The sequence below is a fragment of the Palleronia abyssalis genome (genome assembly GCF_900302445.1).
Lineage (GTDB): Bacteria > Pseudomonadota > Alphaproteobacteria > Rhodobacterales > Rhodobacteraceae > Palleronia > Palleronia abyssalis.
Map to the genome: position 1 here is coordinate 1 of NZ_ONZF01000008.1, position 22,205 is coordinate 22,205.

21 protein-coding genes and 1 tRNA gene are annotated in these 22,205 nt (G+C 63.7%); 7 read left to right on the forward strand and 15 right to left on the reverse strand.

Annotation, left to right across the window (positions count from 1 at the left end; all coding sequences use genetic code 11):
* Positions 1 to 639: 639 nt before the first annotated feature.
* The 5 genes from PAA8504_RS15120 to PAA8504_RS15140 all read right to left on the reverse strand — a co-directional run bounded on the left by PAA8504_RS15120 (position 640) and on the right by PAA8504_RS15140 (position 6,440).
* The gene (locus PAA8504_RS15120; protein WP_181375815.1) at positions 640 to 2,274 is read right to left on the reverse strand and encodes a tyrosine-type recombinase/integrase; all 1,635 of its coding nucleotides are present in this window, start codon (positions 2,272 to 2,274) and stop codon (positions 640 to 642) included.
* Positions 2,275 to 2,587: 313 nt separating this feature from the next.
* A tRNA-Gln gene (locus PAA8504_RS15125) sits at positions 2,588 to 2,662 on the reverse strand.
* Between the two features lie 77 nt (positions 2,663 to 2,739).
* Entirely contained in the window at positions 2,740 to 4,140 is a 1,401-nt protein-coding gene (locus tag PAA8504_RS15130) for a KpsE/RkpR family capsule polysaccharide export protein (RefSeq protein WP_306419534.1), read from the reverse strand.
* A 223-nt stretch (positions 4,141 to 4,363) separates the two neighbouring features.
* Positions 4,364 to 5,023: an ABC transporter ATP-binding protein gene (locus tag PAA8504_RS15135; protein ID WP_108895042.1), complete on the reverse strand. Its 660-nt coding sequence runs from the start codon at positions 5,021 to 5,023 to the stop codon at positions 4,364 to 4,366.
* A 166-nt stretch (positions 5,024 to 5,189) separates the two neighbouring features.
* Entirely contained in the window at positions 5,190 to 6,440 is a 1,251-nt protein-coding gene (locus tag PAA8504_RS15140; RefSeq protein ID WP_108895043.1) for a Na+/H+ antiporter NhaA, read from the reverse strand.
* Between the two features lie 116 nt (positions 6,441 to 6,556).
* Here PAA8504_RS15140 and PAA8504_RS15145 point away from each other — a divergent pair, with 116 nt between their 5' ends.
* Genes PAA8504_RS15145 through PAA8504_RS15155 form a run of 3 tightly spaced genes read left to right on the forward strand, consistent with a single transcriptional unit; the run spans position 6,557 to position 8,309 of the window.
* Entirely contained in the window at positions 6,557 to 7,141 is a 585-nt protein-coding gene (locus tag PAA8504_RS15145; protein WP_370739696.1) for a uracil-DNA glycosylase family protein, read from the forward strand.
* Entirely contained in the window at positions 7,125 to 7,901 is a 777-nt protein-coding gene (locus PAA8504_RS15150; RefSeq protein WP_108895045.1) for an SseB family protein, read from the forward strand. Before PAA8504_RS15145 ends, PAA8504_RS15150 begins: the two co-directional genes overlap by 17 nt.
* Positions 7,902 to 7,946: 45 nt before the next feature.
* A complete protein-coding gene (locus PAA8504_RS15155) occupies positions 7,947 to 8,309 on the forward strand; it encodes an antibiotic biosynthesis monooxygenase family protein (RefSeq protein WP_108895046.1) in 363 nt (120 codons plus the stop codon).
* Positions 8,310 to 8,341: 32 nt separating this feature from the next.
* Here PAA8504_RS15155 and PAA8504_RS15160 read toward each other — a convergent pair whose 3' ends face one another.
* The 8 genes from PAA8504_RS15160 to PAA8504_RS15190 form a co-directional block, all read right to left on the reverse strand.
* Positions 8,342 to 9,271 carry a 2-hydroxyacid dehydrogenase gene (locus PAA8504_RS15160; RefSeq protein ID WP_108895047.1) on the reverse strand — a complete coding sequence of 310 codons (930 nt, stop codon included), beginning with the start codon at positions 9,269 to 9,271 and terminating at the stop codon, positions 8,342 to 8,344.
* Positions 9,268 to 10,413: a rod shape-determining protein RodA gene (gene rodA / locus PAA8504_RS15165; RefSeq protein WP_108895048.1), complete on the reverse strand. Its 1,146-nt coding sequence runs from the start codon at positions 10,411 to 10,413 to the stop codon at positions 9,268 to 9,270. The genes PAA8504_RS15160 and rodA overlap by 4 nt, the downstream gene beginning before the upstream one ends.
* Positions 10,410 to 12,335 (reverse strand): penicillin-binding protein 2, encoded by a 1,926-nt coding sequence (mrdA, locus tag PAA8504_RS15170; protein WP_245897656.1) that lies wholly within the window; start codon positions 12,333 to 12,335, stop codon positions 10,410 to 10,412. The genes rodA and mrdA overlap by 4 nt, the downstream gene beginning before the upstream one ends.
* Positions 12,332 to 12,868 carry a rod shape-determining protein MreD gene (locus tag PAA8504_RS22545; protein WP_245897657.1) on the reverse strand — a complete coding sequence of 179 codons (537 nt, stop codon included), beginning with the start codon at positions 12,866 to 12,868 and terminating at the stop codon, positions 12,332 to 12,334. The genes mrdA and PAA8504_RS22545 overlap by 4 nt, the downstream gene beginning before the upstream one ends.
* A complete protein-coding gene (mreC, locus tag PAA8504_RS15175) occupies positions 12,861 to 13,781 on the reverse strand; it encodes a rod shape-determining protein MreC (RefSeq protein WP_108895050.1) in 921 nt (306 codons plus the stop codon). The genes PAA8504_RS22545 and mreC overlap by 8 nt, the downstream gene beginning before the upstream one ends.
* Before the next feature lie 27 nt (positions 13,782 to 13,808).
* Entirely contained in the window at positions 13,809 to 14,846 is a 1,038-nt protein-coding gene (locus tag PAA8504_RS15180; RefSeq protein WP_108895051.1) for a rod shape-determining protein, read from the reverse strand.
* Between the two features lie 309 nt (positions 14,847 to 15,155).
* Positions 15,156 to 16,742 (reverse strand): 2-isopropylmalate synthase, encoded by a 1,587-nt coding sequence (locus tag PAA8504_RS15185; protein WP_108895052.1) that lies wholly within the window; start codon positions 16,740 to 16,742, stop codon positions 15,156 to 15,158.
* Between the two features lie 233 nt (positions 16,743 to 16,975).
* On the reverse strand, positions 16,976 to 17,575 hold the full coding sequence (locus tag PAA8504_RS15190) for an ImuA family protein (protein WP_245897658.1): 600 nt from the start codon (positions 17,573 to 17,575) through the stop codon (positions 16,976 to 16,978).
* 99 nt (positions 17,576 to 17,674) lie between these two features.
* Between PAA8504_RS15190 and PAA8504_RS15195 the strand changes: the two genes are divergently transcribed.
* The 4 genes from PAA8504_RS15195 to PAA8504_RS15210 all read left to right on the forward strand — a co-directional run bounded on the left by PAA8504_RS15195 (position 17,675) and on the right by PAA8504_RS15210 (position 21,090).
* Positions 17,675 to 18,715, forward strand: coding sequence for an aldo/keto reductase (locus tag PAA8504_RS15195; protein WP_108895053.1), 1,041 nt, complete (start codon positions 17,675 to 17,677; stop codon positions 18,713 to 18,715).
* A gap of 322 nt (positions 18,716 to 19,037) precedes the next feature.
* Positions 19,038 to 19,571 carry a lipocalin family protein gene (locus PAA8504_RS15200; protein ID WP_108895054.1) on the forward strand — a complete coding sequence of 178 codons (534 nt, stop codon included), beginning with the start codon at positions 19,038 to 19,040 and terminating at the stop codon, positions 19,569 to 19,571.
* 8 nt (positions 19,572 to 19,579) lie between these two features.
* Positions 19,580 to 20,512 (forward strand): thioesterase family protein, encoded by a 933-nt coding sequence (locus tag PAA8504_RS15205; protein WP_245897659.1) that lies wholly within the window; start codon positions 19,580 to 19,582, stop codon positions 20,510 to 20,512.
* Positions 20,509 to 21,090: a hypothetical protein gene (locus tag PAA8504_RS15210; protein ID WP_108895055.1), complete on the forward strand. Its 582-nt coding sequence runs from the start codon at positions 20,509 to 20,511 to the stop codon at positions 21,088 to 21,090. The genes PAA8504_RS15205 and PAA8504_RS15210 overlap by 4 nt, the downstream gene beginning before the upstream one ends.
* Here the strand turns inward: PAA8504_RS15210 and PAA8504_RS15215 are convergent.
* Together PAA8504_RS15215 and PAA8504_RS15220 are read right to left on the reverse strand one after the other, a co-directional pair.
* Entirely contained in the window at positions 21,074 to 21,772 is a 699-nt protein-coding gene (locus PAA8504_RS15215) for an NUDIX domain-containing protein (protein WP_108895056.1), read from the reverse strand. The two genes, PAA8504_RS15210 and PAA8504_RS15215, sit on opposite strands and share 17 nt — an antisense overlap.
* A complete protein-coding gene (locus tag PAA8504_RS15220; protein WP_108895057.1) occupies positions 21,745 to 22,131 on the reverse strand; it encodes a DUF983 domain-containing protein in 387 nt (128 codons plus the stop codon). The genes PAA8504_RS15215 and PAA8504_RS15220 overlap by 28 nt, the downstream gene beginning before the upstream one ends.
* Positions 22,132 to 22,205: the final 74 nt, after the last annotated feature.

Genomic DNA, 22,205 nt, shown 5'->3' on the forward strand with positions numbered 1-22,205 from the left:
GCACGTCGACCTGCCGAAGCTTCGCGACGATCTCTTCCGGCTTGTGTCTCTTCTGGGGCATTCTTGCATCCTCCAACTGGCCCGTAAGCCATACTTCAGGGAGGACCACTTTTCAGGGGGCAGACCAATTTTCTTTCCCATTGTCGCCTTACAAATTAACAGAGTTCCCATCTAGGAGCATGTCTAGAAGAGTTGCTGGACCTTCGACCCGAACTCTGGCCAAGGCTCGGAAAGGCACGCGCACTGTTAAGAGCTCAACAGATTTAGCCCCCAGAACCGCACCGTTTGATCGGTTTTGAATGTCGGGTTTGCTGCAGCGGGTGGTATCCTCTTGCACCCGCAGCGAAAGACCGCTTTCCGCCCCGCGGGTGACTTCTCCCCGCGGGTGACTTCGCAAGCGCGCGCGTGCGGGGAGCGGGGGAAAGGGTCGCACAGCCGGCTGTACACCGCCACAAAGCCCGCAAACGCGGCGAAGGGCGGCCTTAGCTGGCGGCGCGGCAGCAATCCGGGATCATGGCGGAAGGTCGTCAAACCGATACAAGAAGGCTATGGTCAAGAACCGCCATTTCTTCGGCGCTGAAAAGGTAGGGCAACGCTCGGTGGGCGCTATCGAGCGTTTTCCGACGCTCTGTTTCTTGTTCAGTAGACCCTCGGGAGCTGTTGAACGGCTTCTGCGAGTTTGCCTAGGTGGGACGGATCGCGGTATCGGTCGGCGGTGATGTCGCCGGACAAGTGCCCCAACAGGTCCTTGACGACCAGTTGCGGGATCGTCGTTTCGTTCTGAAGATAGCCGCTGACGTAGTGGCGGAAGCTGTGAAAGACCTTGCCGCTATAGTCGCTTCCAAGCTGACGTTTTCGGACCTCGCTCCAGCGGAGATGAATCATGTCTCGAAACGCGTGTGTTGGGGCGGGCGGACGGAGGTCGGGAAATAAGGTTGTCTCGCCCCTCTCCACCAGACCTTCGCAATAAGGGCGCAACTCCAGCTCCAGAAGGTGAGAGTGCAGAGGAAGCAGGCGCTCTGATTGGGGATTTTTCAAGCCCCGGTTGGCGTTCGGGCGGATAATGATATGCGGAACGCTCGCATCGAAGACGATATCGGTAAGTTCCAGGCCGGCGATCTCCTCGCGCCGTGCGCCGCTGTAGGATGCGATAAGCGGAACCCAGTAGAGTCCGTCCCGGACAATTTCGTCGCCAAGCGCATGCGGGCGCGCGGCGCTCTGTCGGCCTCGCCAGGTTGGATGCGAGAAGATTGCTGCGATGTCGTCACGTGTGAAGGCGGGGCGTTGTGCGCGCTTGAGCGTCCGGTCCTTTGTTCGGAACCAGGTCAGGTCGAGGTCCTCGGCGGGGCGGAGGCCCTCGGATCTAGCGTAAGACAGCATGGCACCGACAAATGTGAGGTTGCGATTTTCAGTGGATCCGGAGAGGCCGACCAGATCGTCCGGCAGCTCGTCACCTCGTTCCATCACCTGCTCGAAAGACAGCGCACGGTCCGCCGTACTCTTGTTGTAGGTCTTCGGCAGCCGCGAGAGGCAGTTGACGTAATACGCTACATCTTCTTGCCGCAAGTCGGTAACCTTGGACTTGGCCGTCGCCTCGATGAACTGAGAAATCACGCGATCGCGCTGGCGCTTGTCCCTTTCAAACGCCTTCTTGTCGAAGCTCTTGTCCTTGACGCGCAGCGCCCGGGACTTTTGGGACATTCGGTCAGCAATGGACACGATATCGGGGTCAGAGCGGGGAGGTGATGCCGGTCGTTCGCTCATGGCCGGTTGGGTAGTATTTGTATCCTGCGCTGCGCTGGTAGATGGATCAGCGCCCGGATGAATGATATCGCGGCGATCCGATTGCTCCAAGGCACGCGCGCGACCTTCGAACGCTGCGGACCTAAGGTGGCGGTAGCCGGCTTCCGTGATCGTCCGTTCGCCGAACACATCTTCGGGACTGGGAGACAGAACCGGAGGTTCTGCGCCCCAGAACCGTTCCTTCAAGGCAAACAGTAGCTCGAGCACCAAGCTCATTTCGGCCGGGCGAAATCCCTGTTCGCGAAGCACGTCCATATCCTCGGGCATGAGATCGGCGGCGTGCCCACGTTGAGCCAATAACCTCAGGGCGCAGGCTTCTGCACGATCCGTCATCCATCGCATGCGCCATTCGGCCGGCGAGACGGCGGGACTTTCATCCCACCGTTCGCTCTCGATGCGCTTCAGTTCTTCTGCGACGACGGCTTCCAAGTAGGCGCGAACGTCGTCTTTCTTGATGGTTTGCGCCTTCATGCCCTCATACATCCGCTCCGCGGCATTCGAGACAAGAGCCCCGACGCGTCGTGCTGTGGACAACTCCCGCGTCCTGCAACGTTCCTGTGGATTGGTGCGATGACGTGGGAGGACACCGCTTGCGCCAAACGTAAACCGCGCCGCGACGGCTGACATGCGTAATCTGTCCCATCATCGTCTCCTCGTCGGAGCCGAAAGACGATCGGGAACCTGCCTGTGACACAGGGATGTCACGCACCCTTGTGTCGCACTGTGAATCCGATTCCCTGCTACGTCAGGATAATCGTTTCACATCAATGCCTTACGAGAAACTTGGCTGGGGTGGTAGGATTCGAACCTACGATACACGGTACCAAAAACCGATGCCTTACCACTTGGCTACACCCCAACCGTGCGGTGGCTTCTAAAAGGGTGGATCGGGGGGTGCAAGAGGGCGGTAGGGAAAAATTTGGCCCTCTTTGTCGGTCACGATGAAACTTGTTCACGCAGGATCGAAGCGGTCAGGCTCATCATCAGATAGATCCCCGAGAATACGAGGAACGCGAGCAGCGTGTTCTCGAACGCCCGGGGATAGGTCGGTTCATCCGGCGCGATCGGCAACACGCCGAGCGAGAGATAGCGCACCTGCCTGTTGGCCTCGATTCTCGCGGTTTCCAGCTGTTGAAGGGCTTGCTGCATGAGGGCCGTCCGGGTTTGCAGGTCGGTCTCGGCGATCCGTAATTCGGCAGACACCCGAGCGAGGGAGGCGACATCGCCCGTGCCGTCCGTCATTTCCGAGCGTAGTTCGCCGATCACGCCGCGAAGCCTGTCGAGATCGCCTTCTACCCCCGCGACCCGCGCGGCGTTCGGACGGCGGTTCGAGAGAAGCTGGTCAAGTTCCAGGCGCTTTTCGCGCAGCTGGGTTTCGAACGCCGTGATCTGGCTCATAACCGAACCGGATTCAGCAGCCGGATCGAGGACGCCCAGTTGTTCCTGCAACTCCAGAACCCGCTGTTGAGATGCGAGCATCTTTGCCTCGGCCTCTTCGAAACTGCCGCGGGCACCGGCCATCTGGTCTTCACGCAAGCGCTGGGTCAGGCGGTCGACGCGTTCTTCCGCGTAGTCGATCAGAAGATCGGAATATTCGGCCGAAACTTCGGGGCTGGCGGCGATCACTTCCATCTTGATGATGCCCTCGGTCGGGTCGTAGCCGATCTGAACCACGTCCTGGTACAGGTCGTAGGCATCCTCGTTCGACGCGTTCTCGGGTAGTCGCTGGATCGGGTCGATGAAATCCTGGCTGAAATGGGTCTTGAACCCGGCATCTTCATCCAGCCGGATCATAGCATCGCGCGATGTGAGATAGGATTGAACGGTGATCGAATCCTGGGACGTGGCGAACCCCGTCCCCGAAAACAGGCCCCCCAGCGCCGGACTCCCCGCACCCTCGGCTTGTTGGATAACGAATTCGGCTTGTGTCGCGTACATCGGTGTCGCGATCTTGAAGTAGTAGTAGCCGGCGATGAATGTGGGAAGTCCCACGAAAAACGCGAGGCGCGCCAAAAGCAGAGACAGCTTGCGCCGTCTGCGCCTGGCGATGTCGCGCTGGATTTCCTGGATCTGAAGCAGTTGGCCTGAGGACTCTGGGGCCTTCGGTTTGACTTCTGGCCTTAAGTCGTTGGAAGGTACTTTGGTCGGCTTCACCGTCTGGGGAAGTTGCACCTTCGGGTCCGTCTTCGTCGTCGCGGGCGACTGAGAATCCGGCACCACCAGTTCCAGCATGTTTGCCCGCTCGAACGGGTCGATCCCCTTCAGCCTCAACTGACGCACGGCATCGAAATCCGAGGTGACCGGGACATCGTGTTTCTGCGCAAGCCTCCGGGCCATGCGAAGTTGCCGTCCGGTTAATCCCTCACGGCGGATTGCGGCGAGGTCCGTATTCAGGTCTGAATCGATCCGTTGAGCGTCCGGCGCGCGCTTTGTCACGCGGACTTCCGCGCGCGGGGGGCGTTCTGGAGTGTTTGCCGGGCCGTTCGAATCCTCGGTCTTCTCTGTCGGTGCCGTCTCCGGTGTGGAGACGAGCGAGCCTGATTTGCGAAGGCGGAACTTCTTAGGCTTGGTGTTCATAGTCATAAAGACGCTTCGCCTCCTCCAGGGTGTCGAACATGTGCAACTGCCCATGCATCAGAACGGCGGCCGAGCGACAGAATTTCTCCAGTGTTTCGGGCTGGTGGGACACCACGATGATTGTGGCGCTTTCTAACCGTTGGCGCAGGATCTGACCGGCCTTCTTGTTGAACTCGACATCGGTGGTCGCAGGCATGCCTTCGTCGATCAGGTAAAAATCGAAGTCCAGGGCGAGGAGCAGCGAAAAACTGAGCCGCGCGCGCATGCCCGCGGAATAAGTCCCGACGGGCATGTCGAAATACTCGCCCAGATTGCACAGCCATCGGCAGAACGCTTCGAGGTAGTCGGGGTCGAGGCCGTATAGACGGGATATGAAACGCGCATTCTCGTGCCCCGACAGTTTGTTGATCACACCGCCCATGAACCCCAGCGGAAACGAGATCCGGGAGGTGCGCCGGATATCGCCTTCGTCCGGCTTTTCGAGCCCGGCCATCATGTTGATGACGGTTGTCTTGCCAGTACCGTTGGGCGCGAGGATACCCAGAGAATTGCCCGGTTCGACGCGAAACGAAGCGCGGTCCAGGATGACCTTGCGCTGCGTTCCAGTCCAGAAGGACTTCGAGACGTTGTCGAATTCGATCATGTGCGTCCGAACAGCGAAGGGTGGTGGCCCTGACACGGGCCGGCGGCTTGCATCGAATATGCCTTAAACCGTGAATATCCGGTCAATCTGTCCACATTATGTCCTGTCCCGCACCTCCCCGGCAAGCGAAGTCGGTCATATCACGAAGATATGGGGCGGGGCGATTCTAGGCCCTGATCAGCGCCAGCACGCCTGCGACTGCCGCGAGGGAGATCAGGATCCCAAGTTTGATCGCGTCGGTCTGCTCGGTCGGAAGGGCGGCCGCATCCGCGAACAGCAGCGAAAGAGAGAAGCCGCAGCTGGCCACCGCTCCGGCCGCGAGCAGGTCTTTCGTGGGCAGACCGGGGCCGGTGAACCGTCCGGCGACCACCGTGCCCAGTGCAATTCCCAGCGGTTTGCCCAGTATCAGCGCAATCACGACGATGGCGGTCAACGGACCGATCGAGGAAAGGTCGACCCCCGCATTGCAAAAGGCGAACAGAAACAGGATGACTCCGGTCGGATAGCTCAACATTCGCTCCGCTCGGTTCAGAAGGTCATGCAGGTGGCTTTCTGCCTGCGAGAATACCCCGAACGCCCGGTCCGCATGGGGAATGGCGGGGATTACCGGCAGAAGCCCAAGCACGGGATTGAGGCCCGATCGCTGCACCGCGTAGAATGCGAAGCCACCGACGAGGACATATGGGACAAGACCGAACCGCAGTCGAATCCGTGTCTGGACGGGTTTCATGGGATCGGATCCGTCCCGAAGCCGCGGCCAGAGATTGAACAGCCCGTAGACCGCCAGAACCGAGGCGAGCGCGGCCAGCAGCCAAAAAACGTCCAGAGGGTGGTCGCTATAGAACAGGGCGAGGACCGCCATCGCAACGGCGTCGTCGACGATCGCGATGAGCAGAACGAACCGTAGCGCGGGGTGGCTGGGTCCGAAGGCGAGACGTCCGATCACATAGGCGACGGCGATGTCGGTGTTCGTGGGAACCGCCCAGGCCGCACCGGCTTGCGTGGACAGGGCGGTGTTCAGCCCCAGGAATATAAGGGCGGGCACTACGACGCCACCGATCCCGGCGCATCCGGGAAGAAGGGCATCGCGACCGCGCAAGGCGCCCCGATCGAGGATCAGCGCCTCCCAAAGCTCCTTGCCGGCAAGGAACAGGAACGCCGCCATGAAAACCTGGTTCGTGAGCGAGCCGAGCGTGACCACGCGGGCCACATCTCCAAGCTCGTCGATATCGAACAGCCGTCCATGCGCCTCCAGCCAGTGACCCGCATCCTGACCCAGTGTCTGCCCGAACCAGATTGGGAAGGCCGTGAGAACGGAATAGACGTCGGGAAAGAGGTTCGCGCAGACCAGTGCCAGGACCGCACCCGTGGCGAGGGTCCACGTATAGCTCGAGAGGAAATCCCAGACCCGGTACATGAGGCGTCCTTAAATCTACTCTACCTGCTAATAACCCGACGTCGACTAGGGCAAGGGGGAAGGTCCGCTTGTCGGACAGGTGCGGCACGCCTACCTCGGCCTGTATGGACGACCTGATGTCTCGCCTCGCGGCCTGTACGATTTGTGCCGAACGGTTCGCGGCCACCCACACGGGCCATCGCCCCAATCCCGTCGTCTGGTTTCGCCCCGGCGCCCGGCTGCTGATTGCAAGCCAAGCGCCGGGGATGCGGGTTCACCAGGCGAACACGCCGTTTTGGGATCAGTCGGGCAAACGGCTGCGCAATTGGCTGGGGCTGAACGAGGCCGCATTCTATGACCGCAGCCGGGTTGCGATCGTTCCCATGGCATTCTGTTTCCCGGGGTATGATGCGAAAGGGTCCGACCTGCCGCCGCCGCCGGTTTGCGCCAAGACCTGGAGGGCACCGATCTTGCAGGGGCTGGATACCGTACGCTGCAAGGTGCTGATCGGCGGCTACGCACAGAAATGGCATCTGGGCACGAAGGCAGGTGTGACCGAAACGGTGAGGGGCTGGCGCGACCACGCGCCGACCGTGTTTCCCTTGCCGCACCCGTCGTGGCGCAATACCGCATGGTTGAAGAAAAATCCGTGGTTCGAGGCCGAGCTTCTGCCCGTCCTCCAAGCGCGCGTGAAAGAGGTGATGAATGACCCCGCTGGATGAGGCCCACGCCGCGATGGAGGCTGCGCCCGAAAACGATGCCGCTCGGCTGGCGTTTCAGGATCGCCTGGCCTCGGCCGAGCTGTTCCTTCTGCTCAGCCGAGAGCCCGAGGGTGGTGATGCCATCGACCCCCGCATGTTCGAGACGTCCGAGGGGATCTTCGTCCTGACCTTCGATCGGCTGGAACGACTGACCGAGTTTGCCGAAGGCTCTGCGCCCTATGCCGCGCTGTCCGGGCGTATCCTCGCCGCGATGCTGACCGGAAAAGGCATCGGGCTGGCCCTCAATCCGGGTGTCGCCCCATCGTCCTACCTGATGCCCCCCGAGGCGGTCACGTGGCTTGCCGACACGCTGGAGGGGGCGCCCGACCAGCTTGAGGAAGTTCCGCAGGATATCGAGGCGCCGAAGGGCCTGCCCGAAGCGCTTCTGACCGCGCTCGATGCGAAACTGGCAAGTGCCCGGGGCCTGGCCCGCATGGCCTATCTGGTGGGGGTGACGTGGAAAAGCGGCGCGCGGGGGCATCTGCTGGCTTTCATCGACGCAGCACCGGGCTCTGAGGGGGCGCTGGCCCGTGCCGTGCGTGAGGCGCTCGTCTTTTCGGGGCTCGAGGCGGGGGCGCTGGACGTGACCTTCTTTCAGGCGGCCAGTCCGGTTTCGGCGCGATTGGCGCGCGTCGGGTTGCGGTTCGACCTTCCCAAGTTCGAGCCGACCGAGATGAAGGCCCCCGGAACCGACCCCGAAGCGCCGCCGCGCTTGCGCTAGACGCCGCTTTGCGGTTCCGATTGGGCACCGACGAAGGAGAATGCAATGATCGCGGTCATTTTCGAGGTGACGCCGGCAGAGGGCAGGCGGGGGGAATACCTGGATTTGGCAGCCGAGATGCGGCCGCTGGTCGAGTCGCTGGATGGCTTCATCTCGGTCGAGCGGTTCGAGAGTTTGACCAACCCGGGAAAGCTGCTGTCCCTGTCGTTTTTCCGCGACGATGACGCCCTGGAAGAATGGCGCAAGCTGGCGCAGCATCGGCTGATGCAGGCAAAGGGGCGCAACGGGTTGTTCGCCGATTACCGTCTGCGCGTCACCAGCGTGATCCGCGATTATGGCATGTTCGACCGTGACGAGGCGCCAAAGGACAGCCGCGCCCATCACGACCGAAGCCACGCGGCCGAGTGACCGTCCAGCGGCAGAGCGGTTAGTGACAGCGGTCAGTAACCCTTTTCGCGGTCGACGAGGTGCAGGATCGGCTCGTCGGCCATGGCACGCCGGACATTCTCGGCGATCACAGGTGCGGCGGTCGCCGGTCGCGTTTCGGATGCGATATGGGGCGTCACGGTAACGCCGGGGTGGGACCAGAACGGATGGTCCTGGGGCAAAGGCTCGGTTCGGAAGGTATCCAACGTGGCGTGGGCGATGTGCCCGGTTTCAAGCGCGGCCATCAGGTCGCGTTCGACGATGAGTCCACCACGACCCGGATTGATCAGGACGGCCCCGGCGGGCAGATGCCCAAAGGCGGCCGAGCCCAGAATATCCGTCGTATCGGGGGTCAGAGGTAACAGGCAAACCAAGATTTGCGCCGTCTTCAACGCCTTCGTCAAACCATCGTCGCCTGACAGGCATCGGATACCCGCGATGTCCTTTTGCGAACGGGACCATCCGGTGACGGGAAAGCCCAGTTGCACCAGCGCCGTCGCACAAGCCCCGCCGAGTTCCCCGAGACCCAGGATCGTCACGGCGCGATCCCGTGCGAGGGGCGGCACTTGCGGTTTCCACACGCCGTCCTGGCCGGTGATCTGCGTGTCTATTCCCAAGTGATGGCGAAGGACGTGGCCGCATACGTATTCGACCATGCCCTCGGTCAGCCCGGGGTCGACCATGCGCGCAAGCGGCTGCGTCAGGGTCTCGTTCCCGACGATGCCCTCGACCCCGGCCCAGATGTTCAGGACAGCGCGCGCGTTGGTATAGGGCCGGAAGTCCTGCAGCGGCACGTTCGGGGCATAGACGATGATATCAACCTGGGACGGCTCGTGATGCTGGGCCAAGTCGCAGTCCAGCCCGGCCTCGGCGAACGCGGTGCGCAAGGGGGACTTCCAGTCGTCCCAGCGGCTGTCTCCCGCTGCGAAGAGGACGCGGATCATCGGCCCCTCGGACGATGAACATGGGCGGACTGGACGAGGCCGAAGCCCACCATGAGGACAAGCATCGCGGACCCTCCGTAGCTGACAAGGGGCAGGGGGACGCCAACCACCGGCGCAAGGCCCATGACCATCGCCATGTTGACCGCGAAGAACAGGAAGAACGTCGCGCCGATGCCCAGCGTCATCAATGCGCCGAACCGGTCGCGGTTCGTGATCGCCGAGACGATGCAGAACAGAACGATGCCCACATAGATCGTCAGAAGGGAGAACGCGCCGACGAAGCCGAACTCCTCGGCAAGGGTGGTGAAGATGAAGTCGGTGTGCTTTTCGGGCAGGAAGTTAAGGCGCGACTGCGTCCCTTGCATGAACCCCCGCCCGGTCCAGCCGCCGGACCCGAGCGCGATCTTCGACTGTGTGATGTGGTACCCCGATCCAAGCGGGTCGGACGAAGGGTCGAGGAACGTGTCGATCCGGCGGTATTGATAGTCCTTCAGAAGCTGCCAGGGCGTCCCGCGCGACGAGAAAACGGCCGTGACCGTGCCCACACCGGCGGCGATCATCACGCCCCAGTACCACCACGACACGCCGGCACAGAACATAACGATGCCGCCGCCCATCACCAGAAGAAGCGCGGTGCCAAGGTCAGGCTGGTTCAGCACCAGCGCCACGGGAAGCGCGATCAGGATCAGCGGGATCAGCACGTAAAGCGGGTGCGAGACCTTCTTGACGTCCAGCCAGTCGTAATAGGCCGCGATGAGCATCACGAGCGCAATCTTCATCAGTTCGGACGGCTGCAACTGCATGAAGCCGATGTCGATCCAGCGCTGGGCGCCCATGCCGACGGTACCCATGACCTCGACGCCGACGAGCAGTGCGAGGCTGATGCCGTAGGCAAGGCCCGCCATGTTGCGCCAGAACCAGATCGGCACCATCGCAATGGCGAACATCACGACGCAGCCTAGCGCGAACCGCTTGATCTGCGGCTCGGCCCACGGCTCGAGCGATCCTCCGGCGACCGAATACAGCATCAAAAAGCCCGCGCCGGCTACGGTGCACAGCAGCAGGAACAAGGGCCAGTTGAAGTACAGGACCTTCGACAGCCCCGAAGGCACCCGCTTCACGTTGTATTCAAGATAACTCATGCCGGGCTGCGTCCCGATCTCGAAGGTCGGAAATCGCTGCGCAACTCAAGCGCGGCGAACGTTTCCTCGACCCGGCCCCTTTCGCCCGAGGGATAGCTTTCAAGGGGCGGAAGCTCTCCGTGCAGGGCATAAAGCATGATGTCCCGCGCAACCGGCGCAGCGGCCGAGGATCCGCCGCCGCCATGTTCCACGACCACCGAGACGGCGTAGCGCGGATCGTCATAGGGCGCGAAGCCGACGAACAGCGCATGGTCGCGCTGTTCCCAGGGCACATCGCTGTTGCTGACTACGACCGACCGGACCTGGCTGGTTCCGGTCTTGCCGGCCATACGCAGATCGTCGCGGTCGATGCGGGACCGGAAGGCGGTTCCGCGGTTCGTATTCATGACCGAGAACATGCCCTTGCGGATCAGCCGAAGGTGCCCTTCGTTCACGTCCAGGGGGTCCGCGCCCACGACCGGTGTCTCGATCCCGTCGATTGACTTGACCAGACGAGGCTGGATCGCGTTGCCCGAGGCGATGCGCGCGCTCATCACCGCCAGTTGCAGGGGCGAGGATAGGACATAGCCCTGTCCGATGGACGCATTCAGGCTGTCGCCGACAAGCCATCCTTCGCCATAGCGGGACCGCTTCCAGTCCTTGTCGGGCATGATCCCGGCGGTGACGGCGGACATCGGCAGGTCGAACCGTTCACCGATGCCGAACTTGCGCGCAAGCTCGGCAATCCGGTCGATGCCGACGCGTTGGGCCATTTCGTAATAGAAGACGTCGCAGGATTGCTGAAGGCTCTGGTCCAGGTTCATCCGGCCATGCCCGCCGCGCTTCCAGCAGTGGAAGCGGCGGTTGCCCAGCACGGTATAGCCCCCGCAATAGACCGTCTCGTCCGAGGACAGCAGCCCGTCTTCCAAAGCGGCCAGACTGACCAGCATCTTGAACGTCGATCCCGGCGGATAGGCCCCCTGAACGGCTTTGTTGGCCAGCGGGCGATACTTGTTCTCGGTCAGCTCGCCGTAATCCGAGACCGAGATCCCGCGGACGAACTTGTTGGGGTCGAACGACGGCGCGTTGGCCACCGTCAGCAGATCGCCGGTGCGCACGTCCATCACCACCGCCGCCGCCGACAGGCCCAGGGCCAGACGGGCCTCGGCGAAGTTCTGCAGCTTGGATTCGACCGTCAGCTGGACGTCGGCGCCAGGAACGCCCGGATCGCGGTCCAATTCGCGCATGACACGGCCGGCCGCGTTGACTTCGATGCGGCGGGCGCCGGCCTTGCCGCGAAGATCCGGCTCGTATTTCTGTTCGACGCCGGTCTTGCCGATCTGAAACTTCGGGATTTGCAGAAGCGGGTCGGGATCGTCGATCTTGGACAGGTCGTAATCCGAGACGGGGCCGACGTAGCCGACCACATGGGCATAGTCCTGACCCAGCGGATAGTTCCGCGTCAGGCCGACATCGGGGGTGATGCCGGGCAGGGCTGGGGCGTTGATCGCGACAGTCGAGATATCTTCCCACGTGCGCTGGTCGGTCACCGTCACAGGCACGAACGAGGACCGGCGCGAGATTTCCTTCAGCGCGCGCTCCATCTCGGTATCGTCGATGAAGATCAGTTGCCGCAGACGATTCAGCACATCCTCGACATTGCCGGCATCCTCGCGCACGATCACCACGCGATAGTTCTGGGCGTTCTCGGCCAGGGGGATTCCGTTACGGTCGAAGATCAGGCCCCGCTCGGGCGCGATCAGGCGCATGTTGATGCGGTTTTCTTCGGCCAGCAGACGAAACTCGTCGGCCTGTTCGACCTGCATCTGGCGCATCCGCCAGCCCAGCACACCCGCGACCCCCAGCTGCAGACCGCCGAGGACGAGGCTGCGGCGGGTCACGCGGCTGATCGAGGTTTCGTTGTCCTTGTTCGTGCGCTTCACAGGCGGGCCTCCGCGTCTCTCTCGGACGGGCTGGGGGGACGAACGCCGAAGACGAACGCCGTTGCCACTACCACCAGGGGATAGGTGGCGATTGTCATCATAAGCTCCAGAAGCGTCGCACCGAAAGAGGGTTGGGGCACCATCAGAACGCCCAGCACCAGCGCCTCGCCCAGGTGCATGAGCGTCAGTGTCCCCGTGACCAACAGCCATTCGACCGGGAAGGGCTGTTCGGCGGTCAGGTGGCTGCGACGGCGCAGAAATTCGCTGCCCAGCACCGTGGCCAAGGCCCAAAGGCCCGGAGGTCGCATGAACAGGATATCGGCCAAGAGGGCCACGGACGCGATCAACCAAACCGGAAGATAATCGGGCCTGCGCAGGATCCAGGCAAATGCGAGGATTGTCAGCAAGTCCGGCGCGGGAAGCTGATCGCCCGCGCCCATGAAGGGCAGGATGCGCACGAAGATGAAGCCCGCCGCGATTGTGACGAACATCGCGCGGAACCCCGCGCGGCGCATCGTCAGGGGATCAACCATCGGTCGCCTCGGCAACGGGTTCGGGCGAGGGCAGGGCGACGGTCTGCTTGTCGCGCAGCGGCGCGACCAGCCCACCGGTCGCGTCGATCCCCGGCGGCGGGGACGACCGCAGGACGCGCAGGAACTCCAACCGCTCGTAATCGGCGGCGGGACGGACGCGCAGGCGATTGTCAGACCCCTGGACCACGGTGCCGATCAAAAGTCCGGCCGGCAGAACCCCGCCATCGCCGGAACTGACGACCCGATCCCCGGGACGCACGCGATCCGCACTTTCCAGGAAGTCGAGCGGCGGGTTGGGAGAGTTGTCTCCGGCCACGATGGCGCGCTGCCCCGACGGCTGGATGGCGGCCGGGACGCGGCTGTTGCTGTCGGTCAGAAGGATCACCCGGGACGACGTCTGTCCTACGCCCGAGATGCGACCCACAAGCCCAAGACCATCGGTCGCGGCCCACCCGTCCTGTAGCCCATCCCGCGCCCCGATGTTCAAAAGCACCGATTTGCGAAAAGGCGAGCCGGAGTCGGCCAGCACGACGCCCGTGATGAAGGTCAGCTTCGGGTCGAGCCGCACCTTGTTCAGATCCAGAAGCTTGGCGTTCTGCTGTTCCAGTTGCAGCGCCGCTTCCTTCCACGCCTTCATCTGCTGAAGCTCGCGCCGTAACTGGCGGTTCTGTTCGTGAATACGCGCATAGCTTTGAAAGTTGTCGACCATGCCGGACAGCTTCGTCACCGGCACCAGGGCCCAGTCCATCGAAGGCACGATCTGATCGACGATCTGCGCCCGCACACGCTCAGCCCTGGGGGAGTCGATCCGCCAGAACAGGAACGTCGCCAGAAGAACAAACATCAACAACCCGACGAAGATACGTCGGACGGGTCGTGTGAACTGGTCGGCGGTATGGGGCTGGCGGGCCATGGGGGGATCCCTACCCTCGGGGCGAAATCAGCTTTCGTAGTCTATGACATGCCTGAGCTGTTTCTCAAACTCGAGAGCCTTGCCCGTCCCGAGCGCCACACAATTAAGTGACTCGTCGGCGATCGAGACGGCAAGCCCGGTCTGCTCGCGCAGGGCCAGGTCCAGCTCGCCCAGAAGCGCGCCCCCGCCGGTCAGCATCACGCCGCGGTCGACGATGTCGGCGGCAAGATCCGGCGGCGTGGTTTCCAGCGCTGTCATCACCGCCTCGCAGATCTGCTGGACGGGTTCGGCCAGGGCTTCGGCGACCTGGGCCTGGGTGATCTCGATCTCTTTCGGGACGCCGTTGACCAGGTCGCGCCCGCGGATCTGTATCGCCGCCCCCCGTCCGTCATCGGGCATCCGGGCCGAGCCGATGGTGGTCTTGATCCGCTCAGCCGTGGCGTCGCCGATCAGCAGGTTCTGCTGGCGGCGCAGATAGCTGACGATGGCTTCGTCCATGCGGTCGCCGCCCACCCGAACGCTGCGGGCGTAGACGATGTCGCCAAGGCTCAGCACCGCGACTTCGGTGGTGCCGCCCCCAATGTCGACAACCATGCTGCCGGTCGGATCGGTGATGGGCATGCCCGCGCCGATGGCCGCCGCGATGGGTTCGGGGATCAGGCCGGCCTTGCGTGCGCCGGCAGAAATGACGGACTGCCGGATCGCGCGCTTTTCGACCGGGGTCGCGCCGTGGGGCACGCAGACCACGATCTTCGGCTTCGAGAATGTCGTGCGCTTGTGAACCTTGCGGATGAAGTGCTTGATCATCTCTTCCGCGACGTCGAAATCGGCAATCACGCCCTCACGCATCGGCCGGATCGCCTGAATCGAGCCCGGCGTGCGGCCCAGCATAAGCTTGGCGTCCTCGCCCACGGCCAAGACCTGCTTGCGCCCGTCCTTGATGTGGAACGCGACGACCGAAGGCTCGTTCAGGACAATTCCGCGTCCCTTGATGTAGACCAGCGTGTTGGCCGTCCCAAGGTCTATCGCCATGTCCGACGAGAAGATGCCGGTAAAGCTACTCATGTCCTGTCCCCATTCCACACTGCGGGAACGCGCCCGCAAGTCCGGGCCTTATAGCAGGGAGGGGCCGATGGAAAAGAGCGTCACCTGGCGAAAATCCTTGCGGGTCCCGACTTTTCTTCTTGCGCGCGTCCAGTCGGCGGGAACCGGCCGCCGGTCAAATCGGACATCTGATGGCGCATGACCCCGGAGTAGCCTTCCGGGCGCTTCCGATACCCCGTGATTCACCCAGAAAAGTAAATCCCCGGCAAGCGGTGCCGGGGATCGAAAGCATGGTGCAGACCCTTGTGAAACGCGAGTTCCGGCGTCGGTCTATACGATGTCCTTGTAGCTGACGGACCGGGCGTCCGAGCCTTCGGGCGTGGTGCGCCGCTTGACCAGAAGACGGTTCAGCGCCGAGATATAGGCTTTGGCGGAGGCAACCACGGTGTCGGTATCAGCCGACTGGCCCGAGACGATGCGCCCCGCTTCCTCGAGCCGGACGGTCACGGTCGCCTGCGCGTCTGTCCCTTCGGTCACGGCATGAACCTGGTAAAGTTGCAAGACAGCCGCGTGATCCACGATCGCCTTGATCGCGTTGAAGGTCGCATCCACGGGTCCGTCGCCCTGCGCCGTCACCTGCTTGTCCACCCCTTCGACCGTCAAGGTCAGGTCGGCCGATTGCGGGGCTTCGGTCCCGCAGATCACGCGCAGGAACTTCAGCTCAAGCGCATCCTCGGCCGCGCCCTGAGCGCGGACCAGCGCCTCGATATCTTCGTCGTAGACCTCTTTCTTGCGGTCGGCGAGCGCTTTGAACCGCACGAAGATGTCCTGAAGCTGGTTGCCTTCGACGTCGTGGCCCATCTCTTTCAGCTTGGACCGCAGCGCGGCCCGGCCCGAATGCTTGCCCATGACAAGGCTCGTCTGGGTCAGGCCCACATCCTCGGGGCGCATGATCTCGAACGTCTTGGCGTTCTTGAGCATCCCGTCCTGGTGGATGCCGGACTCGTGCGCGAAGGCGTTCTTGCCGACGATGGCCTTGTTGAACTGCACCGGAAAGCCCGAGACCGTCGCGACGCGGCGCGAGATGTGCATGATCTTCTTCGAGTCGACGCGGGTGGTGTAGGGGATGATGTCGTTGCGGACCTTCATCGCCATCACGACCTCTTCCAGCGCGGTGTTGCCCGCACGCTCGCCCAAGCCATTGATCGTGCATTCGACCTGCCGCGCGCCGCCTTCGACCGCCGCCAGCGAGTTCGCCGTCGCCATGCCCAGATCGTTGTGGCAGTGGGTCGCGAAGATCACGTCTTCGCCACCTTCGACCTCGGCGATCAGGCGGCGGATCAGGTCGGCAGATTCCACAGGGGCCGTGTAGCCCACCGTGTCGGGGATGTTGATCGTGGTGGCCCCGGCCTTGATCGCGATCTGCACCACGCGCTTGAGGTACTCCCATTCGGTCCGGGTGGCGTCCATCGGCGACCACTGTACGTTGTCGCACAGGTTGCGGGCGTGGGTGACCGTCTCGTGAATGCGGTCGGCCATCTCGTCCTGCGTCAGGTTCGGGATGGCGCGGTGCAGGGGCGAGGTGCCGATGAAGGTGTGGATGCGGGGGGAGCCTGCGTGCTTCACCGCCTCCCACGCGCGGTCGATATCCTTGAGGTTGGCGCGGGCCAGCCCGCAGATCGTGGCGGTCTTCGACCGCTTCGCGATCTCGGACACGGCTGCGAAATCGCCTTCCGAGGCGATGGGAAAGCCAGCCTCGATGATGTCGACGCCCATGTCGTCCAGCAACTCGGCGATCTCGAGCTTCTCGGCGTGGGACATCGTGGCACCGGGCGATTGTTCGCCGTCGCGCAGGGTGGTGTCGAAGATCAGCACGCGTTCAGGCTCGCGGGCGACGGCGGCGGTATCGGGATTCATGGGGTTCGTCCTTCGGATGCTTCTGTCTGTCTGATCCGGCGCTGTCTCACCCCTGAGCGGCGCGCCGGCAAGGCACGCTCAAGGGCGAATAAGAAGAAGCAGGCCGGTCAGGCGAAGGAACGTCATGGGGCGCATGATAACCGCGCCGACGGGGATGAAAACCCCCGAAATTTCGGGCAGGTAAGATTGCGGACCGACCCTGCGGGGCGGGTATTTCGGCAAGGGTGAACGGGTCAGGCGGGGGGCAGGGCCCGGCCCGTGGCGTCCACGGTCCAGCTTGCAGGGGGCTTCGTGCGGTCGCGGAGCCGGTCGATTTTCCAGGCGGGGCGCGCGGCCTCGCAGGCGGGGGTAACGGACCAGCGGGTTTCGATGCCCGGCGCTGCGCCTTCGGGTGTCATCAGGAGGGCCACGGGCGGAAGGCCCGTTTCCGCGCCCCCCGTTTCGGCAGCGAGATGAAGGCGGCGCACCGGCGTCAGGTCCGGCGGAGTGGGCAGGTCGGCAACGACGAGAGGGACGATGCCCGCACGCAGCGTTTCCTCCAGCGACCAGAGCACGTCTTCCGTTCTTGTGGGGGTGACGAAGGTGATCCGCCCCGGATCCAGCCACCGCGAGAAGCCGGGCGGGTGGGGCGTGACGCGGCACCACGACGGTGCGATCCAGAAGACCGGCCCTTGGCAGGCGGCCGCCGCCAGAAGTGCGAGATAGCGGCGGGCGGGGCCGCAGATTTCGTGCGCGCGGCCGGTCGCCAGTTCGACCCCTTCGGCGGGGATGAGCGGCGGCGTTGCGGTCCGAGAAGGCCGGGACGACAGGATATGAGGGGCGAGGGCGTTCACGAAGGTGAGGATAAGATGTTCGCTCTATGTTCTCAAGTGCGGTCTTGCGTTTCGGGTCGTGGCGATATCCCTTGCCGCGGACCGCAGAAGGGAATGGACATGAAGCGTATCGAACTGGGACGGACCGGTATCAAAGTGCCGAACTGGTGTTTGGGAACGATGACATGGGGCCGGCAAACCGACGAGGCGGACGGTCACCGCCAGATCGACATGGCACTGGAGCGGGGGATCGATTTCCTCGATACCGCAGAGATGTACCCGGTGAACCCGCCGAAGGCAGAGACCGTAGGGGATACCGAGACCATCATCGGCAACTGGATCCGAAAAACCGGACGGCGGGACGAGATGACGATCGCCACCAAGATGCTGGGCCCGTCGGAGATGGTCCGGAACGGGGCGCCCATAACGCCCGACGCGCTGCGGGCGGCACTGGACGGATCGCTGAGGCGGTTGGGTACGGATCGGGTCGACCTCTACCAGTTGCACTGGCCGAACCGCGGATCGTATCACTTCCGCCAGATCTGGGAGTATGACCCGACCGGGCAGGACCGCGTCGCGGCGCAGGATCATTTCGCCGAAATCATGTCCGCCCTGAAAGACCTCGCCGCGGCGGGGAAGATCCGCGCCTTCGGATTGTCGAACGACACCGCGTGGGGCGTATGCCAGTGGCAGAAGGCCGCCGAAGCGCAAGGCGGCCCGCGTGTCGCCACGATCCAGAACGAATATTCTCTTCTGTGCCGCCATTTCGACTCGGACCTGGCCGAGGCCTGCCATCACGAGGAGGTCACGCTTCTGGCCTATTCGCCGCTGGCGTGCGGCTTGCTGTCGGGAAAGTACGGCGACGGGGTCATCCCTGAAGGCTCGCGCCGGTCGATCAACCCCGAACTGAATGGTCGCGTGACCGACAGGCTGGCGCCAGCGCTCGATGCGTATCTAGACATCGCAAGACGCTACGGCATCGACCCGGTCCACATGGCTTTCGCCTGGGTCACGACCCGCCCGGTTCCGTCCATCCCGATCTTCGGGGCCACCACCGTCCAGCAGATGGAACATGCGTTGGACGGGCTGGAGACCGAGATTCCCGACGATGTCCTGGCCGAGATCGAGGCCGCCCACCGCGCCCATCCGATGCCGTTCTGATGGGGTTCGGGGTCTCACGCGCATTGCTCATCCTGCTTTTGGGGTTGGGGTTTTGCGACACGCGCCCGCCCGAACCTGCAGTCGGATCGCTGTCGACGTCGGACATGGCGGCCAGATGCGCAGAGGACGGCGGCGCCTGGGGAAACGTGCCGAAATCGGGGGCGCAGGTTTGCTATCGTCGTCCCGCGGATGGCGGTCAAACCTGTTCCAGCGGCGCTGACTGTGACGGTGACTGCCTGGCCCGGTCCCGCACCTGCGCCCCTGTCACGCCGATCTTCGGGTGCACGGAAATCCTGACGAACTCCGGCACGCGGGTAACCCGATGCATCGACTGATCGTGCTCGCGATGTTGCTGGCGGCGTGCTCCACCGAAAGCCCGCTTCTGCCCGCGCCGAGCTATCGCGACGTCTCGGCGCCCATCGCCTCGATCGCGTCCTTCGATCCCGACCGGTTCTTGGGCCGGTGGTACGAGATCGCCTCTTATCCGCAGCTGTTCCAGGCGGGGTGTCGCAACACCCAGGCCATATACGGGGCAGCACCGGACGGGATCAGCGTGACGAACACCTGCCTGCGCGACGGCGTGCCCGCCCGGATCGAGGGCTCGGCCACCGTCATCGGTCCGGGCCGGCTGGAGGTCAGGTTGGACGGTGTGCCCTTCGTCTCGCCCTTCTGGATCCTGTGGGTGGACGAGGGCTACCGCACGGCCGTGATCGGTGTGCCCTCGGGACGTGCGGGGTGGATCCTAAACCGGGATCCGGAGATCCCCGCCGACCGGCTGACCGCGGCGCGCGAAATCCTGGATTTCTACGGATACGATCTGGCGCAGCTTCGCATGACACCCCAGGACCGCCAGTGAGGTTAGGCGTGCTCGATCTGCCGGCATGGACCGCGCGGGGCGTGCTGCTGGGGTTGGACGTTGCGCATGCGGGTTCGGGTCCTGCGAAGGAACTGGACCGGGCGCGAATGGCCTTGCCGGGGCTTTATGATCGGACGCCGCCATCGGGATCGTTGTCCGAAGTCGCGCCGGGGGATGTTGCCGCCGGGGCCGATCTTGTCGTCTGCCGCCGGGGCGCGGCGGTCAAGGCCGCGTGCCCGGTTCTGGCGGTGGACCCGGAAGATGAGGCGTCATGGCTGATCCCCGAGGTGGTTTCGGGCAAGGGGGTTCCCGAGGCGCTGCTGCTGGCGCTGGGTGTCGCGCGGGTGGATCGGTTGACCGCGTGGGGCACGACCGATCCGGCCGCCCTTGTCGGGGTCTTGCGGACCCTTCGGGCGGCGGGACAGGGGGCAGGGCGGACCATCGCAAGGACTGAAGCGCTTTGGCCGGTCGCCCGGCCGGACTGGTCCGGTCCCGTGGTCACGGCCGATCGCGTCATTCCGTTGGACTGGACGGACTACAACGGCCACATGACCGAGGCGCGATACCTGCATGCGTTCGGCGATGCCACTGACGCCCTGATGCGGATGCTGGGCTGCGATGCCGCCTATATCGCGGCCGGGAACTCCTTCTTCACCGCCGAGACGCATATCCGCCACTTGGGGGAGTGCCTTGCGGGACAGCGCATTCGCATCGATACCCGGCCGGTCAGGATCGACGGAGCGAAGATGCATTTCTTCCATTCGATGTGGACCGACGATCGGCTGGTGGCCACGGGCGAACATTTCATGCTGCATGTCTCGCTTCGGACGCGCAGGCCCGTGCCGCCGCAGCCGCCGCTGGATGCCGGGATGGCCCGGTTCGGGGCGGTTGGGTCGTCGCGGCCAGAAGGGGTCGGCCGCCGGGTCGGTGATCCCAGGTGATCGCATGGATCCCCGTCACGCTGATGGCGGCGTTGGCCCAGACGCTGCGGTTCGTGGCCCAAAGGCACCTCAAACGAACATCCTTGTCGACCGCGGGGGCGACGTTCTCGCGCTTTCTGTTTTCGGCGCCGTTGGTCGCAGCCACCCTTCTGGCCTATGCCGCCCTCGCAGGGGAGCCGCTGCCTTCGCCGTCCCCCGCGTTCTGGAGCTTTGTCCTTCCCGGGGCCCTCGCGCAGATCTGTGCCACGGCCTGCGTCATAACGCTGTTCGGGCTGCGTAATTTCGCGGTGGGGATTACGTTCAAGAAGTCGGAAACCATCCTGACCGCCATCGTCGGTCTGATCCTGCTGGGCGAGGGGGTGAGCGTCGGGGGCGGGGTGGCCATCGGCCTCGGCGTTGTCGCGGTGATCGTCCTGTCGGGGGAGGCGGGCCGATGGAGCGGGCGGGCCGTCGCGCTGGGGCTCGGGTCCGGTCTGCTGTTCGCGATCTCGGCCGTCTGCTACCGGGGGGCAGCGCTCAGCCTGGGTGATGCGCCGCTGCTGACCCTGTCCATCGCCGCACTCATTCTTGCGGTATAGCGTCGTCGAGCACCGTCCAGGCTTGATCGTTGCGGAAAAAGGGAACTCGGCGAGGTGCGTCCAGGCTGGGCAAATGGGCCTCGATCTCGCCCAGCGCGACCGAGGTTATGAACGCCAAGTCCAAAGATCGCGCTTCGGCCAGTGGCACCCAGTGAAGGTGACCCAGTTCATCGCAAGCCGCGTCGAAGTCGTCCGGGTCGGTCACAAGCGCGTCCGAGGGGAGCAGGAAAAACCGCGCGTCGAAGCGGCGTGACCGACCAGGAGGCGTGATCGCGCGAAACACATATCGCAAGCGACCCGGATCGGGGCGGTACCCGGCACGGGCAAAGCCCGTCCACGCGTCCGGTGGATCGATCCATTCGTCTCTTGCGCCGGCAATCTGGCCGGTTTCTTCCCACAACTCGCGAATCGCGGCCGCGGCGATGGCTTCGGGGGCCGCTTCCCCCGGTCGCGACAAACGCGTGCGGCACGGTTCCGAAATCGGGGCGGCAAGGCCAACACGTGTATCCGCCGCATCGACGGCGCCTCCGGGGAAGACGTACTTGTTGGGCATAAAGGCCGCGGATTTTCCGCGCTGTCCCATCAGCACAGCAGGCTGCGTATCCGGGTTTCGAACCACGATTACCGTGGCGGCATCCCGGACCGGAATGTCGTTCAGAATCCGTGCATCTTCTTCGACCATTGCAGTCCTACGATCATTCCCTTGATCCGTGGCAGAAGATAGAGCGAAAGCCCGACACAGGCAGTGCAGAAAATCGTGGCAAGCACGATCGGATCGGGACGGAACGCGACGAAAATCCAGTGCATGAACGGTGCCATGAGATGCCCGACGATCAGGATCGTCAGGTAGGCCGGTCCGTCATCCGCACGCGCGGAGGACAGGTCTTCGCCGCACACGATACAGGTTGGCCGCAGCTTGAGGTACCCACGCAACAATGGGCCTGACCCGCAATTGGGGCATTTGCACCGAAAACCACGCGTCAGGGCGCTGCGGACAGGCCTTTCTTCGGCCTCGTTGGATGCCAGACTGTTGTCGAACATGCCGGTATGCTCCTCGTTCACCGGCGTTTCCTAACCTATCCAACGTTGCGGCGACAGATGGAAATCTGGCTTGC